A 16,854-nucleotide genomic window follows, 5' to 3' on the forward strand; every position below is an offset into this window, starting at 1 on the left:
GTTCTTTTAGATCATCAAACTACAGAAAAGTTTAGTCGGCAATCAGCGTTTCAGTATCGCGGGCAATCATCAGTTCTTCGTTAGTAGCGACAACCATAGCAACGGTAGCGCCTTCTTTAGTGATGACGCCGCTCTTGCCACGGAAAGTCTCTTCGTTGGCTTTCTCGTCGATATCGAAACCAAAAATAGACAGACGATTCAAAACGTTCTTACGGATGACGCTGGAGTTTTCACCGATACCACCGGTGAACACCAGCGCGTCGATGCGACCCATTTCAGCAGCGAAGCCAGCCAGTTTCTTGGCCAGAACGTTGCAAAAAACGTCCAGAGTCAGCTGAGCACGTTCGTTGCCTTCAGCAGCAGCGTCTTCGATCACGCGGCAGTCGTTGTCCATTTCGGACAGACCCAGCAGGCCGGACTTCTTGTTCAGGATATCAGTGATTTCATCCAGAGAGTAACCCAGCTGCTTGTTCAGGAAGCTGAATACGTTCGGGTCGATGTCGCCGGAACGAGTACCCATGACCAGACCTTCCAGAGGCGTCAGACCCATAGTGGTGTCAACGGATTTGCCGTTCTTGATAGCACAGGCGCTGGCGCCGTTGCCCAGGTGAGCAACCAGAATTGCGCTGTTGTCGTAATCCAGACCCAGCATATCAGCAGCGGTTTTGCTCACATAGCGGTAGCTGGTACCGTGCATGCCGTAACGACGCAGGCCGTGCTCTTTGTACAGGCTGTAAGGCACAGCGTACAGGTAGCTTTCAGCAGGCATGGTCTGGTGGAAAGCGGTGTCAAAAACAGCAGATTGTGGCAGACCCGGGAAGTACTTCATGCACGCCTTGATGCCCAGAATGTGAGCCGGGTTGTGCAGAGGTGCCAGATGGCTGCAGTCTTCGATGCCTTGCAGTACTTCGTCGGTGATCAGGGTAGAAGCGGTGAACTTCTCACCACCGTGAACGACACGATGACCAACGGCTTCAATAGAATCCATCAGGTTGTTGTCACGCAGAACGCCAACCAGTGCTTCGATGGCGCCTTCATGACCGGCAGCACCGAGTTGCAGAGTCTGCTTCTCACCATTGATTTTCCAAGTGATAAAAGCTTCATTGCCCACGAGGCGCTCGGCGATGCCGTTGATGCTTTCCTCTTCGGTTTTCGGGTTGATAACTGCAAACTTCAGAGAAGAACTGCCACAGTTAATAACCAGAACGCTGTCTTTGCTCATAGAAATGCTTTCCAGTGAATTCAGTGAAAAAGGTGTACTAATGAAATTGACCGCGCAGTTCACGATAAATTCCTGATGAATGGAATTATCAAACCCGCCATGTGCTACGGCCTGAACCGAACGCTATGAAGCGTCACGGCATTAAATAAAGAAACGGTATGGAAACCATTATAACCATTGACCTGCGTCATTGGACTGCGTATTGATGCGTATATGCAGTATAGAGATGAGGTTGTTTGTTAACCAGTGTGAATAAAAAGGCGCACTATCAGTACGCCTCATGCCCATTCGTCAGAAGGGTTTTACGACAACAAGAACGACAATACCCACCAGGAATAAAACAGGAATTTCATTGAATACCCGGAAAAATTTATGGCTGTGCGTGCTGGTGCCATTGGCCAACTGTTTCATGTATCGGGCACACATATGGTGATAGCCCATAGTCAATACAACCAGCGTTAGCTTTGCGTGCATCCAGCCGGCGCTCATATAACCGGGAATATAATGCAGCAGCCAGAACCCAAGAACCAATGTGGCAATCATTGAGGGGGTGGCGATTCCCCGCATTAATTTTCGTTCCATGATAATGAAGCGGTCTTTGCTCACCTGATCTTCGCTCATGGCGTGATAGACAAAGAGCCGTGGCAAATAGAACAACGCAGCAAACCAGCAGACCACGGCAATAATGTGAAACGCTTTAATCCATAGCATAGAGGTGCCTTATTTATACGTTATTGATGAGCAGAGAGTAGCGAATATAGCTTCATTTGAATAGCGACTTACAGCCGTTACTTACAATAGCTGCCTGATGCTTTTACGAGTAATGACACCACAGGGTTTAGTTTTGTCTTCTGCTTTTTGTTTGATGACCAACAACTGGTTAACTTTGTAATCATCCATCATCTTCAGCGCTTCATGGGCGGTTGATTGAATATCAATGCTGTGCGCTGGCGGATTGCTCAAAACATCACTGCTGCGATTATCTACCATCAAGCTGGCAACACCGACCCGATTCAACAACTGTGCCATGGGTGATACTCGGATATTCAGTCCTTTTACCTGGAACTGCATGGCAAAAATCCCCTGCTGGCCGCAGAGTTGGCTGGAAGTCAGACAGGCAATCACGATGGATAACATCGCGGGCAAAATAATCTCAGAGCTTTGTGTCATTTCCAGCACGGTAACCAATGCCGCCAGCGGTGCCTGCAAAACGGCGGCCATCATAGCAATCATGCCGATGACGGTATGAAAGGTAATTTGCGCGGTTGAAATATTGAAAAACTGGCTGGTAATCATCGTCATACAAGCACCGGTGGCTGCGCCCATCATCAATGAAGGGCCAATGACCCCGCCGGGTACCCCAAGCCCGACGACAACTGCCGTAATGACCAGCTTCGCCAGTAATAAAATAACTAAAAAACTGATGGTGAACGTTTCACCATGAAGCAGTGACTGAATGGTGTCATAGCCAACACCCATGGTGGATGGAATCAGTACACCCATAATCCCCATCAGTAAGCCTGCACAAAGCAGAGGTATCGTTAAACGTTGCTGTTTTTTCTTAATGGCAAACAGATTTACCCGAATAAACAAGGCCGCGAGTAAACCAATAATAAGGGCGGTAATAACGGTCAGAAGAAGCTCCTCCATGGAGGCCAGAGGGATAACCGGAATCTGAAAGGCGGTGGTGGAACCATACACCGTCTGGGTGACCACCGATGCCATCACGGCAGACGCCATGATCGGAATAAAGCTCTCCAGAGTGTATTCCTTCATCACCACTTCCATGGCAAAAATAACACCGGCCATGGGCGTGTTAAACAAGGCGGCAATGGCAGCAGCGGCACCGCATCCGGCAAGGACGCCGAGAGTATTGGCCGGTAACCGCAAAATTTGCCCGAGATAACTGCCTACGCCCGCACCAATATGAACCGCCGGCCCTTCTCGACCCACAGAAAAACCACTGATCAGGGCGATGAATCCCCCGAAAAATTGAATGATCGTATTGCGAATCGGTAGCCAGCCCCGGCTCAGGGTCAGCCTTTCGATCACATGAGCAATACCGAAAGAACGCTGGTCCCCGGGGCATCGCTTAATCAGCAGACTTAACAGCACGGCACCAGCGATCGGCGCTAAAAAACGCAAATGAGCAGGAAGGGATTCATAACCACTTTCCACGGAAGAGATGGTTGAAAATATCTGCTCTGGTATCAGAGAACGCTGAGAAAAAGCACCGGCCAGATAAAGCATCTGTTCAAAAACAGCGAGCAAGCCACCCGCCAAAAGGCCGGTGAACAACGCTATCAGCGTGAGCTGCGGTAATGCTTCTGATTGTGCCAGACGCATTCTGAGCTTGTGTATGGAAGGCTTAGTAGGCATGGACGGCTGATGCTGAAAACTAATAGGTCAATAGACAGGCGTAGTCTATCGAATTATGGGAAACAGTGCTGCACTTGATGTAAAATGCCCAGCTACCTTATTAACCTCTCAGTAAACGCTATGCCTTCAGGAATTCTGCCGGGAATTGTTACCTTGTTGTTCTTCACGGTTGCCGGAGAAATTGTCAACGATCTGTTCGATTTGCCAGTGCCCGGATCTGTCATCGGTTTGATTCTGCTCGTCGTTTATCTACAGGTGTCGGCTAACGAAAGCGAAGGGTTGGATAAAGTGAGTCAGTTCTGTATTCGTTATCTGGCGGTGCTGTTTATCCCCGGTTGTGTGGGTATCTTCTTTTTAAGTGACCTTCTTCTACAACAATGGTTGCCTATTACCCTTGCCATGCTGGTGGCAACGCCGGTCTCACTGGTGCTGACGGCGTTATTGATGCAATGGTTGTTGAAGCGTTTTGAGAAAGCGTCTGAGGGCGAACATCATGGATGAGTTGTTCATCGCTGCTCATGGTCTGGCTTTTCGACAACTGAATAACCCGGTAACGATTCTGCTGATTAACCTGGGTGCGTATCTTCTGGCAGAAAAGTTCTTTATTCGTATGGGGCGAAAAGGTTGGTTCCATCCGCTTTTCAGCACCAGCCTGATTATCTTTCTGCTGCTTCGATTTACGCCGTTAGATTTTACGGCCTACAACGAGCACAGTGATTTACTGAAAATGCTGTTGGCGCCCTTCACCGTAGCGTTGGCCATACCGCTTTCACGACAGTTGAATACATTAAGGCAATTGGCGGGGCCTTTGGTGATTTCACTGGTTCTGGGCGGATTAATGGCCGTCACGCTGGGCATGGGTATGGCGCTGTTGTCTGGCGGTACAAAAGACGTTGTGGTGTCCATCTCGACCAAAGCGGTCACCACAGCGGTGGCTCTGGTGATGGGAGAACATTATGGCGCTATTATTCCGCTGGTGGCCGCAGTGGTGATTATTTCCGGTGTATTCGGTGGCATTGTCGGGCCGGCGTTATGCAAAATGGCTGGGGTAACGGATCCAAGAGCCGTTGGTTTTGCCATGGGAGTGAATGCTCATGCCGGTGGTACCGCAAGAGCCTTTGAGCTGGATATCACCATGGGTGTGTACGCCAGCCTTGGCATGTGTCTTTGTGCGATCTATATGCCTATCCTGGTGCCGTGGCTGATTAAATGGATGATTTAACAGTATGTTTGAAAAAGAAGACCTGATTAAAGTCGCAAATCACACCATGCCCTTTGGGAAATACAGTGGTCGCCGGCTGATCGATTTGCCAGAGCCTTATTTACTCTGGTTTTCCGGGGAGGGAATGCCTCAGGGAGAGCTTGGGCGTTTGTTGGAACTTACCCTGGAAATCAAGATTAATGGGCTTGAAGATTTGATTAATCCTTTGAAAGGTACTTAGCTTTAGTGCCTTTAAGTACAAATGAACCATTTTGATGTTGCTGAGTCTAAAACTCACCGCTGCAAGGCTTTCTTGGCCAACTACTTGTTGGCAGTTGAGTATCACAATATCAAAATAGGTTATTAAATGGACTTACTCCCATCTTCCCTTCGCCAACTTATTCTTACAAATCTAAATTTGACTAATGCGACGGATGTTAAATCGGGTGACCGTTACAGCGTAGTGCGTGTTACCCCAAAAATCCGTGCAAAGATACTCGGTGGTGTTGACTGGAAAGAATTACAAAATATAGACCGGCGCGAAATACGTGTGGTGAGTAATATTCCTCATGGAGCTCATGGTCTCTTCAACATAAATACAGATAATCAGCATCAGTTGAGTCAGGATCACTGGGTTGTGGAGCCAATTGAGCTGTCCAGATCTTTATTGACCTATGAAATGCCTGAGGACTGCAAACAGATAAATTATTGCATTCAGCCTGTTGAGAGTGCTGAGTCCGTACACTTTCAAGTGAAACTGCCAAAAATTTCCAGCGTCGAAGACGGCACAGAGTTCGTGGTAAGTAATCAATCGAACCATTTTACGCAATGCATCCCTTCTGAACGCAGGCTTAAAATTGATGGAGAGTGTGATTGGCTCAGCCCCGGGCAGGCTGTGCTTTTGCGCAAGGAAAATGGAAGGTGGAGAGCTTATCAAAAAGTGGAAGAACGCGTCGTTGATGATATTGCAATAAACCCATTGGTGCGAGAGTCAGGTCCTGTTGTATGTGCAAAGGGAGGCGTTCTTAACTTTGAAAACGATGGTGAGTACTTTCTCACTAAACCGATGATTGAGCAGACATTGGCGGATAGACTTAAAAAGCTAAATAATCCCTTCCATTATCACTACTGCTTGTCACTTGAAGATTTAGGGCAGGCTATTCAAGCTGCAATGCCCGAGCATTGTTACTTTATTTATGAAAATACGGAAAGCAATCATGTTGTTGCCGGCTTCGTACGCCATTCAGAAAATGACATGCTGTGCTATCTCCATGAAACGCTCGGCATCGAAAGTGAATACACAACACCTTTTGCAGCAGCGGTTCGTCAGAAAATTCAGAGCCTGTTTCCTGAAAAAAATCTGCGGATGATTGTGCCAAAAGAAAGAGTGCAAAAAGACTTTGTCAGTTGTGGCGTCATGGCAATAAAAGCACTCTTGTTTTTTGCCAAGCAGGCAGATCAATTATTTTTGATATTGAACCAAATGGATAAGGCAAACCGAGCAATGCCTCTGGAAACCATTTCAGTCCACGCATTACCGGCAAAACTCATTAAACTTTGCCAAAGCTGTTCACTGCTGGAAAATCACCCAAATAAAGAGACAAAGGTAAATAGCAAAAAAACGCTTCTGGACTATGTAAACGATCATAAGGTCAGCCTTGCTGCTAGCAGGGGAGAAATCAGGGTCAATGCGTCCGCATATTTGAAGCGATATAAATACATGCAACAATATATTGAAAGACAGAAAGTGAGTGAGCCGACGTGGCTAGCTGATGTTGTTAAGCAGACATCATCAGTCAGAAAAAGAAGTTTGGACGAGGCATCAGAGCTGTTTACTGCGAAGAAGGGCTCTTTCGACCTTCCGTCTGATCACAGCTTTGCTGCACCAGCTTCATCATTACTAAAATCTCAAGTTTCCAATTCCACCGATAGTTCAGGCTATTGTAGTGCTGACGAACTGATGAATCATCAAACCCACCATAACGGTATACAAAATGTCTTTGAATCAATTGCTTGAACAAATCCGAAACCAGCCAGATCAAGTTGAGTTCCAGACAGTCATAACCGTGATTGCTGATCATTACGATTACACACCCACTTGTTTTACCAATGGCACGCAAATGAATGAAGCAGGCACGAACGAAGGTTCGTGCAAAATTCTGTCATTTGGGCAGCTGAACCAGTTAAGTTCTGAAGAGACTCTGGCCTGCTTTGGCAGCTTCTATCGGGACGAGGTTTTGAATGATCCCGCAGGAACCAGTCACGGGAATATCCGGGCATTTATGGAAACGGGTTGGTCCGGTGTTTCTTTTGATCACCCGCCGTTAGTGCTTAAAGAGAAATGAGTGGTCATCATATTTTAATGTGTCATAATTAATCTAATTTTAAGAATAATTATTCATTATTGCAGTGAGAGTCTACAGATGATCAAAGTGGGCATAGTCGGGGGAACAGGCTACACCGGTGCTGAGCTGCTGCGGCTGTTATCGGTTCATCCTGAAGTTGAGCTGAGCATGATCACTTCCCGCTCTGAAGCTGGGAAATCCGTCAGTGAATTATTCTCCGGGCTGCGTGGTAAGTGCGATATCCAGTTCTCGCAACCGGATAATAAGCTGCTTTCATCTTGTGATCTGGTCTTTTTTGCCACTCCTAATGGTATTGCCATGGAATCCGTTCCTGAATTGCTGGATGCGGGAGTGAAGGTTATTGATCTGGCGGCTGACTTCCGCCTGAGCGACACTGACACCTGGCAGCAGTGGTATGGTGTAGAGCACGCTTGCCCAGATGTTCTCGCAGAGGCGGTATACGGCTTGCCAGAAATGAACCGTGATTCGATTTCCAGCGCACGTTTGGTGGCGAACCCGGGCTGCTACCCCACTGCTACTCAGTTGGGTTTATTACCCCTGATCCGTGAAGGTCTGGTAGACGGAAATGTTATCGTAGATGCCAAGTCGGGTGTCAGTGGCGCTGGCCGAGCGGCCAATGTCGGCACGTTATTGTGTGAAGCCTCTGAGTCATTCAAGGCTTATGGTGTACCAGGACATCGTCATCTACCTGAGATTAAACAGGGGATTTCCCGCATGGCAAAAACGAGCGTTGAAGCATTTACTGGCGAGTTGGTTTTTGTGCCTCACCTGACGCCAATGATCCGTGGTATCCATTCGACAATGTACTGTTCCGTCAAAGATCACAGCATCGATCTGCAAAAGCTCTTTGAAGCGACGTTTGAAACTGAGCCATTTGTGGACGTTCTGCCAGCTGGCAGTCATCCAGAGACCCGTTCAGTGCGTGGCTGTAACCAGTGTCGTATGTCTGTGCATCGCCCGCAGGGTGGCGATACCGTGGTGATTCTCTCCGTCATTGACAATCTGGTCAAAGGTGCGGCTGGCCAGGCTATTCAGAATATGAACATTATGTTCGGCTTTGATGAGATAACTGGTTTGGATTTCCCCGCAGCCATGCCGTGAATAATGACAGAATCAAAATAACAGTATTTTGATTCTGTCATTTCCATGAATTATTTTTTGTTTAATGATATAAGCGCAATGTCTTATACCAATGGCGCTTTTAAATTATGGAGTGAGCAAGTTATTTTGGGTGACTGGTCAATACCCACAGGGCATAAAGGCGAAGAGACAAGTCATAGCCAAAGCTATGGCGAGGAACTTCAACGCAGATCCAGTCGGTCAAAATGGCTGCGCAGCCCATAATTTAAAAGCAGAATTGGTATTACCCAGAGGAACTGTATCGTGGATATGCGCTTGTCCCTGAACGAAACCCGTGTGATTGGCTGCCTGCTCGAAAAAGAGAGCACCACTCCGGATCAATACCCTCTCTCCCTCAATGGCTTAACCAATGCCTGTAATCAGAAAAGTAACCGCGAGCCAGTACTTAACCTTGCAGAATCGGAAGTTCTTAATACCCTTAATCAATTGAAGACTGAACGATTGATCAGTGAAGAATCCGGTTCAAGAGTCAGTAAATACCGCCACCGTTTTTGCAACACTGAATTCGGTAGTCTCCAGTTAACGGATCAAGAACGTGGCATCGTCTGCGTACTTTTCCTTCGCGGCCCACAAACCCCTGGTGAATTGCGCAGTCGTACCGGTCGTCTTGCCGAATTTACGGATGTTCGACAAGTGGAAGAGGTGTTACAACAGATGGCTGAGCGGGAGATGGTGGTGCAACTTCCTCGGGAAGCAGGAAAACGGGAAAGTCGTTATGCCCACTTGTTCTCCGGTGAAATTGATGTGTCGGCAGTGAATCAGAGTGATTTGATTGCTGACGATAAAGCCCGAATCCGCGAACTTGAACACGAAATAGTGATTCTCAAAGCCGAAGTTGAACGATTGAACCGGCTGCTTGAAAGCACTTCTTAAGACAAAAAGCGGATAAATTGATGACTGAACCTTTCTGGCAGAAAAAGACCTTAACAGAAATGACCCCTGAAGAGTGGGAGTCGTTGTGCGATGGCTGTGGTCGCTGCTGTCTGAATAAAGTCATTGATGCGGATACAGAAGAAGTTCATACGACAGCAATAGCCTGTCGTTTGCTGGATCTGGAAACCTGTCAGTGCAAACAATACAAACATCGTCGTAAATTTGTGGATGACTGTATTAAATTTACTCCGAAAACCATGCATGAGCATCTTGTGTGGCTGCCAGATAGCTGCGCATACAACCTGCTGTATCACGGTTATGATTTGCCAGAATGGCATCCTTTGGTGACCGGTGATCCGAACTCCGTCCATGAAGCCGGTTTTTCTGTGTGCGGTAAAGGTATGGTTTCTGAAGAAGAACTTCCGGACCCTTCAGAATGGTTTGATTACATTATTCGCGTGAAGTGAGTTCGCAAACTGTGATTGATGTAAAAACTTGTCAGGCTATAGAAAAACCTTAGACTTAGTGACCCTATGAAAGTTCACAGTTCGCTTTATGGGCTGGTGTTGGCTGGCGGTCGTTCATCCCGAATGGGGGAAGACAAATCCCGGCTGCTCTGGCAAGGCAAACCGCTCTATCAGCATATGATTCATCTGTTGCATAAAGCAGGTATTGAGCAGGTGTTGTTAAGCGGCGCGGGTTTTCCTGAAAAAACCGTGGAAGACCTTATACCTGGAAGAGGCCCCTTAAGCGGTATTCATGCAGCTCTGATGTCGCTGGAATACGGCGATCGCCTTCTGGTTATTCCGGTGGATATGCCGTTGGTGCCACTAGAAGCCATACAAACACTTTGCGAGCAAAGTGATAAACAACAGCTGTGCTGTTTTGACGGCTTCAATCTGCCGGTTGTGATTCCCGTGACGGAAGACTCCAGACGAGTGATTGCAGAGAAAATTCAGAGTGATAACCCCAAAGATTATGCCCTTTGGCGGCTCTATCAGGCATTAGGTGGAAAGACGATTCCTTTGCCTGAGGATAGGATTCAGCTTTTCAGTAATGCGAACACGCCAGAAGAGTGGCGTCGTATAAACCATTGATTGGAGGTAGAGTGGCACATGGCTCATCACCACGTAGACGAGTTTATCCCTGTAAATATTGCGGTATTGACCGTATCAGATACCCGGACTGAAGAAACAGATACCTCAGGAAAGCTGCTGGTGGATCTGTTGGCTGAAGCCGGACATCAGTTGGTGGATAAGGCGATCGTTAAAGATGATATCTACAAAATCCGTGAAATAGTGTCTCGCTGGATTGCCACCGATGGGGGAACGCCTGACTGTGTTCAAGCCATCCTCGTCACTGGTGGCACTGGCTTCTCTGGTCGTGATTCTACACCAGAAGCTCTGCTCCCTATTTTCGATAAGCAGATAGACGGCTATGGTGAGCTGTTCCGTCACCTCTCCTACGCACAGATCAAAACCTCAACCATTCAGTCCCGCACGGTTGCCGGTATGGCGAATGGTACAGTGATCTTCGTGATGCCTGGTTCCAATAATGCCTGCAAAACCGCATGGGAAGGCATTATTCATGATCAGCTTGATAGCCGACATCGCCCTTGTAATTACATTGAACACCTGAAAAAGGCGGGCTGATTGTGTCTCTGACCCATACCGACAGTGAAGGTAAGGCCAGCATGGTAGATGTGGGTGATAAAGATATCACCCGCCGTGAAGCCAGAGCTGAAGGTTATATTTATATGGCGCCAGAGACGCTGGCGATCGTAAAAGACAATGGCCTGAAAAAAGGCGATGTTTTGGCTGTAGCTCGTATTGCTGGTATTCAGGCAGCCAAGCAGTGCAGTCATTTAATACCGCTGTGTCATCCATTGATGCTGAATTTTATTGGTGTCGAGTTTCAACTGGATGTTGAGCATTCAAGAATCCGAATCGAAACCTGCTGTCGTTTAAGTGGCAAAACCGGTGTTGAAATTGAAGCACTGACGGCCGCTTCTGTTGCCGCCTTGACGATCTACGATATGTGTAAGGCAGTGGACAAAGAGATGCATATTGAAGGAATTCGTGTACTGGAAAAAAGTGGCGGGCGCAGTGGTCACTATGTATACGGCACTGAACAGGTGGAAGCATGATCAAGGTGTTATTTTTTGCCAGCTTCCGGGAAAAGCTCAAGTGCGAAGAGCTGCTAGTAGATGAAGGCAGTTATCCCGAGTTACTTTCCTCTCTAAAAAGTCAACTGGCGGAAAAAGGCGACGACTGGCGTGAAGTAATGATGAGTGAAAGAACATTGGTGGCTGTGAATCAAACCATGACTCGAAAAGACGTCAGTTTGAAATCCGGCGATGAAGTGGCTTTTTTTCCACCGGTTACCGGAGGTTAACGTCGTTGATTTCCATACAGGCTGAAGACTTTATTCCCAGTGAAGAATATGCACGACTGGAGGGCGATAAGTCCTCCGGCGGTATCGTCACCTTTACGGGTACCGTTCGTGATATGAATCTGGGTGATCAGGTAGGTGGTTTATTTCTGGAGCATTATCCGGGCATGACCGAAAAAGCGCTTCAGGAAATTATTGATGAAGCGAAACAACGCTGGGAACTGATTGAGGTTCGGGTTGTCCATCGTATCGGGCAAATGTATCCCGGTGATCGTATTGTGTTTGTGGGTGTTAGTAGCGCTCACCGGAAAGAAGCATTCGCAGCTTGTGAGTTCATCATGGATTACCTGAAAACCAAAGCGCCGTTCTGGAAAAAAGAAACGACAGATGACGGGGATCGCTGGATTGAAGAACGTGCCTCCGATCAGGAAGCTGCGGATAGTTGGAATAATAAGTTAGGTTAATAAATAGTTGGATCAATAAGTAGAGGTTGCTCAGGTTGAAAAAGCTTGTTCTGGTAGTATCCCTGCTATTTTTGTCGATAGCAGGCAGGGTGGCTATAGCGGACATATTGAAGGTAGCGGTAGCGGCAAACTTTAAACCAACACTTGAAGATTTGGCTGAAAAGTTTGAGCAGGAAACTGGCCATAGGTTACTGATTTCAGCGGCATCTACCGGCATTCTTTTTAATCAGATAGTGAACGGTGCTCCGTTTGATATTTTCCTGTCGGCAGATCGTCAACGTCCAGAAATGCTGAAGGAAAAAGGTATGATTCTGCCTGGCAGCCAGCACACCTATGCAATGGGTGAGCTGGTGCTCTGGAGCCCGGGCGAGTCGACGACACTGGTCGAATTGAGAGATAACAAGGCGCGTCTTGCCATCGCCAACCCTGCCATTGCACCTTATGGTTTGGCAGCGCAACAGTTGCTGGAAAATCTGGGCATTTGGTCGTATGTTGAATCCCGGTTAGTGAAGGGCGCCAGTATTCAACAAACTTGGCAGTTTGTGGCCAGCGGGAATGTGCCAGTAGGTTTGGTGGCAAAAGCGCAGATGGTTGATGGTGATCAGTATACGGTGATGCCCTATGAATATTATGATCCAATTCAACAGGATATGGTGATACTAAAAAGAACACCGCACCCTGATGCAGCAAAACAATTTGTAGAATTTATCCTGTCAGAGTCTGCACAGTCATTGATTGAAAGCCACGGCTATTTCTCTGTTGTCAAAAAAGATAAAGACGGCTCTCTGATAGAAAAAGCGCTAATAGACAAAGCTCCAATAGACAGAGCTCGAATAGAAAGTGCACTGATAAAGGATTAATTCTAACGTGCTGATCACGGCCATCTGGGTGACTTTGAAACTGGCAACCATTACCACAATTATTCTATTGTTGTTGTCTATCCCGTTGGCTTGGTGGCTGGCCAACATGCAGAGCCGAATCCGCCCGATTCTGGAAGCCATTGTCGGATTGCCGATGGTGTTGCCGCCCACTGTGCTCGGTTTTTATTTGCTATTACTCTTTTCCCCTAACTATGCCGCGGGGCAGGCGTGGTTATCATTGACCGGTTCTACCCTTGCTTTCAGTTTTACCGGGCTGGTGGTTGCTTCTGTTATCTACTCCATGCCATTCGTGGTTCAGCCGTTGCAGCGGGCATTTGAACAGCTGGATAAAGGGCTGCTTGAAGCCGCGGCTATGATGGGCGCCGGCGCAATGGATCGTTTTTTCAACATTGTATTACCGTGTTCCCGAAGAGCATTGGTGTTGGCTGGTTGCATGGGTTTTGCTCATACCATCGGAGAGTTTGGTGTTGTGCTGATGATCGGCGGCAATATTCCCGGGGAAACCCAGGTATTGTCCATTGCGCTATTTGATGCCGTTGAATCCCAATCCTTTGAGATGGCGCATCAGATTGCCGGTGGATTATTGTTGTTTGCCATGGTGCTTCTGGTGTTTCTCTACAGTCTGGATCGCCGCTCCGGAAAAAGCTCAGGTAGCCGTGTATGTTGAATATAAGCCTTCAATTACCACGGGATCGATTTCTGCTGGACGTTGATATCAGTCTTGATGGTGATTCAATCTGGGCAATTATGGGGCGTTCGGGATGTGGTAAAACCTCATTGTTGAGGGCGATTGCAGGCTTGGAATCTGGTGCGAAAGGGAAAATATCTTTTCATGGCCAGGTTTGGTTGGACACTGATACACAGATGTGTGTAGCACCCGAACAGCGTCGTATTGGTTATATCTTTCAGGAAGCGCGATTATTTCCAAATCTTGATGTTATGGGTAATTTGCAGTTTGCTCGCCAACGAGCCTGTCGGCGAGACAATACGTTTTCTTTCTCCCACGTTGTTGAGCAACTGGGTATTGACCATTTATTAGGTCGCCGCATTCAAGCACTGTCTGGCGGCGAAAAACAACGGGTAGCCATTGCCAGAACATTATTAAATACCCCTGATTTATTATTGATGGATGAACCTCTGGCCTCTCTGGACTGGACATCAAAAACCACGATCCTGCCAATATTAAGAAATCTCCAGAAAGAATTTGGTATTCCGGTAATCTTTGTCAGCCATGCCAGAGAAGAGGTGGCAAGATTGGCGGATAACATGCTATTGATTGACCATGGGCGAGTAAAATTGCAGGGTGAGTGTCGTCGATTATTCATCAGTATGGACTCTGACTTAATTAGCGATGATGGTGCATTATCTATCTTAGAAGCTGACGTTACTGATCATGATGAGGATCATGGTTTAACAGAACTGTCTCTTGGCCGTCAGAAGCTATTGGTTAACTGGGTGAATGCGGAAGTCGGGACGCGCCTGCGAATACTGCTACCAGCACAGGAAGTGAGTATTGCAACAGAAGACCTTGATTGTTTAAGTATTCAGAACCGGCTCGCTGTTACGGTTGAGACAATGAAAGAGCTTGGTAATAGAAATGTTCTACTGTCATTATCTACAGAAGGCCAAACCGTTCAGGCGGTGGTTACTTGTCGAGCGGTAGATATGTTGGGAATATCCATAGGCAAACCCGTGTTTGCCTACTTCAAAGCATCGTGCCTGAATGTGGTCTGATTAGTTAGTCGTATGTGTTTCAACACTGTCGTGTTCAGTGTTTTCCATAAGAACTTTGGATGCTTCAGCTACTTTGTTTTCGACATCGTTATAGAGCACCAGAAAACTTCCGGCGGAAAGGGAGTTCTCATATCGTACGATGCTGTCTTTTGGAATCCCCATGCCAGCCAAACCACCGCCAAGTGCAGAAAGGCCTCCCATAACAGCAGCACCTTCCAGGCCACCAACAATGGCGGCCGTCAGAGGGCCTGCAATCACCAGTGGTCCAATGCCTGGAATGACAAAGAACGCAGCGCCGACAAGAATACCCCAGAGACCACCCCAGAAAGCACCGATCTTTCCCCAAGCTTTCATTCGGTCACCAGTGTTGTAATAACCAACAACGTGCTCGTCGGTATGGTAATCATTGCCAACTACCGAAATCTTTTTCATATCAAAACCCGATTTCTGCAACTGTTTAACAGCGTCGTCTGCAGCATGATGGGTTTTATACGTCGCAACACAGGTATTTGGAGTATCCATAGTAGTGCTCCAGCATTTGGGAGGGGAGTTTTCTTAAGGTGTTCCAGGAGCCTGTCGGACTTAGCCGAAAGGCTCCTAGCCTTATAAAAGTAGAAGACGATGATTATCCGTCAAACAATTTGAATATATGGAGTCGTGAAAGTGATGAATTAATATGGGGGAAACGGATGCATAAAAAAAGAGCACCGATGTACTCTTTTTTGGAAGTTCAGGCCAATAGAAAGCTTAAGATCTTTCTACGTTTGCAGCCTGAAGACCTTTTTGACCTTGCTCTACTTCAAAGGTTACTGGTTGGCCTTCAGCTAGAGTCTTGAAGCCGTCGCCAGCAATAGCGCGAAAATGAACGAAAACGTCTGGACCACCGTTGTCCTGAGCGATAAAGCCGAAGCCTTTCTCTTCACTGAACCACTTTACCGTTCCGGTCGATTTAGACATGCATTGTCTCCTAATTTTTCTATAAAAATGCGCTATACACGCGTTAAGCCAAAGGTGTAGTCACATCTTCATAATTCTATTTAAGAGTTGAGCATTTAGAGCAAACTGTACTTAAAATAAGAAGTGGTGTGACGATCAGGAAGCACTAAAAAAGCTGTACGATTTTCGTTCTTCTCTTTGATGGCTAATAGGAACTCTAATAGCTGTCACAAGGGATGTCAAAGAAATTATCAAGATTCACAAGGCAAAAAAATGCGTTAACAAATGGTGGTTTCAATCGCGGGATTTACTAGCACGAACATATAATCAATTCATTGATTTACATGCAGCTTTCTATACAAGTAGTTAATCGGAAAGTCCTTTTTTGAGTAATATTTCTGCAATGATTTTCTGGCCAATATAAACAATGCCCACGACTGAAATGGTCGTTCCTGCCACCATCAGAATCATGGGCAGATTATTTTGTGTTGGGTGTTGGAGCAAATACACCAAGTCTCTGGCCTGAATGCCAATCCAAAGTGAAGCCAGTGTTCTTGGTAACATTCCAGCTAAACCCGCAATGAGGAATACCTTAAGGGGGACTTTGATCGCAGGCAAGATGAGATTCATCAGTGAAAATGGCAACACCGGAGATATTCTGACCAAAACCATCATCAACCAATGATGATTCTTTAATTCCACAAGCGCTAACCGGGCATTTGATTGAAGCGGTAACGAATTAATCAGTTGGCCATTATCCAATTGTTTACCAAGCATAAAGCCAATCAACGAGGCAGTGGGGTAGGAGAGTAATATATAGAAGAGCGCTTGCCATCCAAGAAAGTAACCGCTAATTAACGCAATCAATGTTGATGGCGTCAGCGCCATGCTCATGGTGAATGTACTGGCTAGAAAAAGTAAGCTCCATTGAGCAATCGTCAGATTATTCAGAGCACTTTGAAAGTGAATCGCCATGGTTGTTACTAATGTACTTCCAAATAGGGAAGCGATACTGACCAAACCCATCAACGAAAAGATGCGCCGGTTTTTGCGGATAAAAGCGCGCTGTGAAAAAAGGGTTTTGATCGAAAAATATTTCACGGTCAGACGTTGTTTATGAAGTTACGACATCCTAGTAGGTTTTATGAATAAATAACAACCACTCTTACACTCTCTTAACATGCATATTTTAAGAGCTGCAAAGCCCAGGTGTAAAGTGGCTGTGTTTGTACGACTGCGTGTAGGTAATTTCACTAACTTGCTGATT

The 16,854-nt window shown here is 46.7% G+C and carries 22 protein-coding genes; 16 read left to right on the forward strand and 6 right to left on the reverse strand.

What is annotated here, in order from left to right; all coding sequences use genetic code 11:
• Positions 1 to 31 precede the first annotated feature (31 nt).
• The 3 genes from Q1B11_RS09550 to Q1B11_RS09560 all read right to left on the reverse strand — a co-directional run bounded on the left by Q1B11_RS09550 (position 32) and on the right by Q1B11_RS09560 (position 3,601).
• Positions 32 to 1,222, reverse strand: coding sequence for an acetate kinase (locus Q1B11_RS09550; protein WP_299731269.1), 1,191 nt, complete (start codon positions 1,220 to 1,222; stop codon positions 32 to 34).
• Between the two features lie 291 nt (positions 1,223 to 1,513).
• Positions 1,514 to 1,933: a protoporphyrinogen oxidase HemJ gene (hemJ, locus tag Q1B11_RS09555; protein ID WP_067515136.1), complete on the reverse strand. Its 420-nt coding sequence runs from the start codon at positions 1,931 to 1,933 to the stop codon at positions 1,514 to 1,516.
• Positions 1,934 to 2,014: 81 nt separating this feature from the next.
• A complete protein-coding gene (locus tag Q1B11_RS09560; protein ID WP_299731277.1) occupies positions 2,015 to 3,601 on the reverse strand; it encodes a chloride channel protein in 1,587 nt (528 codons plus the stop codon).
• Positions 3,602 to 3,721: 120 nt separating this feature from the next.
• On the opposite strand from Q1B11_RS09560, the gene Q1B11_RS09565 reads away from it, so the two are divergent.
• The 16 genes from Q1B11_RS09565 to modC all read left to right on the forward strand — a co-directional run bounded on the left by Q1B11_RS09565 (position 3,722) and on the right by modC (position 14,651).
• Positions 3,722 to 4,102, forward strand: a complete 381-nt coding sequence (locus Q1B11_RS09565) for a CidA/LrgA family protein (protein WP_157673384.1) — start codon at positions 3,722 to 3,724, stop codon at positions 4,100 to 4,102.
• Positions 4,095 to 4,823, forward strand: coding sequence for an LrgB family protein (locus tag Q1B11_RS09570; RefSeq protein ID WP_299731284.1), 729 nt, complete (start codon positions 4,095 to 4,097; stop codon positions 4,821 to 4,823). Before Q1B11_RS09565 ends, Q1B11_RS09570 begins: the two co-directional genes overlap by 8 nt.
• Before the next feature lie 4 nt (positions 4,824 to 4,827).
• Positions 4,828 to 5,043 (forward strand): DUF3820 family protein, encoded by a 216-nt coding sequence (locus Q1B11_RS09575; protein WP_299731287.1) that lies wholly within the window; start codon positions 4,828 to 4,830, stop codon positions 5,041 to 5,043.
• Between the two features lie 126 nt (positions 5,044 to 5,169).
• Positions 5,170 to 6,819 carry a hypothetical protein gene (locus Q1B11_RS09580; protein WP_299731290.1) on the forward strand — a complete coding sequence of 550 codons (1,650 nt, stop codon included), beginning with the start codon at positions 5,170 to 5,172 and terminating at the stop codon, positions 6,817 to 6,819.
• Positions 6,797 to 7,147 carry a HopJ type III effector protein gene (locus Q1B11_RS09585; protein WP_299731293.1) on the forward strand — a complete coding sequence of 117 codons (351 nt, stop codon included), beginning with the start codon at positions 6,797 to 6,799 and terminating at the stop codon, positions 7,145 to 7,147. The genes Q1B11_RS09580 and Q1B11_RS09585 overlap by 23 nt, the downstream gene beginning before the upstream one ends.
• Positions 7,148 to 7,225: 78 nt before the next feature.
• Positions 7,226 to 8,269: an N-acetyl-gamma-glutamyl-phosphate reductase gene (argC, locus tag Q1B11_RS09590; RefSeq protein WP_299731296.1), complete on the forward strand. Its 1,044-nt coding sequence runs from the start codon at positions 7,226 to 7,228 to the stop codon at positions 8,267 to 8,269.
• Between the two features lie 288 nt (positions 8,270 to 8,557).
• The gene (locus Q1B11_RS09595) at positions 8,558 to 9,181 is read left to right on the forward strand and encodes a DUF480 domain-containing protein (protein ID WP_299731451.1); all 624 of its coding nucleotides are present in this window, start codon (positions 8,558 to 8,560) and stop codon (positions 9,179 to 9,181) included.
• Positions 9,182 to 9,201: 20 nt separating this feature from the next.
• Positions 9,202 to 9,648, forward strand: coding sequence for a YcgN family cysteine cluster protein (locus Q1B11_RS09600; RefSeq protein ID WP_067585918.1), 447 nt, complete (start codon positions 9,202 to 9,204; stop codon positions 9,646 to 9,648).
• 66 nt (positions 9,649 to 9,714) lie between these two features.
• Positions 9,715 to 10,278: a molybdenum cofactor guanylyltransferase gene (locus Q1B11_RS09605; RefSeq protein WP_299731310.1), complete on the forward strand. Its 564-nt coding sequence runs from the start codon at positions 9,715 to 9,717 to the stop codon at positions 10,276 to 10,278.
• A gap of 18 nt (positions 10,279 to 10,296) precedes the next feature.
• Positions 10,297 to 10,833, forward strand: a complete 537-nt coding sequence (moaB, locus tag Q1B11_RS09610) for a molybdenum cofactor biosynthesis protein B (protein WP_299731313.1) — start codon at positions 10,297 to 10,299, stop codon at positions 10,831 to 10,833.
• Positions 10,834 to 10,835: 2 nt separating this feature from the next.
• Positions 10,836 to 11,327, forward strand: a complete 492-nt coding sequence (gene moaC, locus Q1B11_RS09615) for a cyclic pyranopterin monophosphate synthase MoaC (protein ID WP_342669743.1) — start codon at positions 10,836 to 10,838, stop codon at positions 11,325 to 11,327.
• A complete protein-coding gene (gene moaD / locus Q1B11_RS09620) occupies positions 11,324 to 11,575 on the forward strand; it encodes a molybdopterin converting factor subunit 1 (protein WP_299731316.1) in 252 nt (83 codons plus the stop codon). Before moaC ends, moaD begins: the two co-directional genes overlap by 4 nt.
• 5 nt (positions 11,576 to 11,580) lie before the next feature.
• Positions 11,581 to 12,036: a molybdopterin synthase catalytic subunit MoaE gene (gene moaE / locus Q1B11_RS09625; RefSeq protein ID WP_299731318.1), complete on the forward strand. Its 456-nt coding sequence runs from the start codon at positions 11,581 to 11,583 to the stop codon at positions 12,034 to 12,036.
• Positions 12,037 to 12,071: 35 nt separating this feature from the next.
• Positions 12,072 to 12,896 (forward strand): molybdate ABC transporter substrate-binding protein, encoded by an 825-nt coding sequence (gene modA, locus Q1B11_RS09630; RefSeq protein ID WP_299731321.1) that lies wholly within the window; start codon positions 12,072 to 12,074, stop codon positions 12,894 to 12,896.
• A 7-nt stretch (positions 12,897 to 12,903) separates the two neighbouring features.
• The gene (modB, locus tag Q1B11_RS09635) at positions 12,904 to 13,584 is read left to right on the forward strand and encodes a molybdate ABC transporter permease subunit (RefSeq protein ID WP_067515124.1); all 681 of its coding nucleotides are present in this window, start codon (positions 12,904 to 12,906) and stop codon (positions 13,582 to 13,584) included.
• On the forward strand, positions 13,578 to 14,651 hold the full coding sequence (gene modC / locus Q1B11_RS09640) for a molybdenum ABC transporter ATP-binding protein (RefSeq protein ID WP_299731329.1): 1,074 nt from the start codon (positions 13,578 to 13,580) through the stop codon (positions 14,649 to 14,651). The genes modB and modC overlap by 7 nt, the downstream gene beginning before the upstream one ends.
• Here the strand turns inward: modC and Q1B11_RS09645 are convergent, their stop codons facing one another.
• From Q1B11_RS09645 to Q1B11_RS09655, 3 genes are all read right to left on the reverse strand, one after another.
• Positions 14,652 to 15,173 (reverse strand): general stress protein, encoded by a 522-nt coding sequence (locus Q1B11_RS09645; protein ID WP_299731332.1) that lies wholly within the window; start codon positions 15,171 to 15,173, stop codon positions 14,652 to 14,654.
• A gap of 225 nt (positions 15,174 to 15,398) precedes the next feature.
• Entirely contained in the window at positions 15,399 to 15,608 is a 210-nt protein-coding gene (locus Q1B11_RS09650; protein ID WP_299731335.1) for a cold-shock protein, read from the reverse strand.
• A gap of 345 nt (positions 15,609 to 15,953) precedes the next feature.
• The gene (locus tag Q1B11_RS09655; RefSeq protein WP_299731338.1) at positions 15,954 to 16,562 is read right to left on the reverse strand and encodes a VTT domain-containing protein; all 609 of its coding nucleotides are present in this window, start codon (positions 16,560 to 16,562) and stop codon (positions 15,954 to 15,956) included.
• Positions 16,563 to 16,854: the final 292 nt, after the last annotated feature.

This window comes from uncultured Endozoicomonas sp., from assembly GCF_947495845.1.
Lineage (GTDB): Bacteria > Pseudomonadota > Gammaproteobacteria > Pseudomonadales > Endozoicomonadaceae > Endozoicomonas.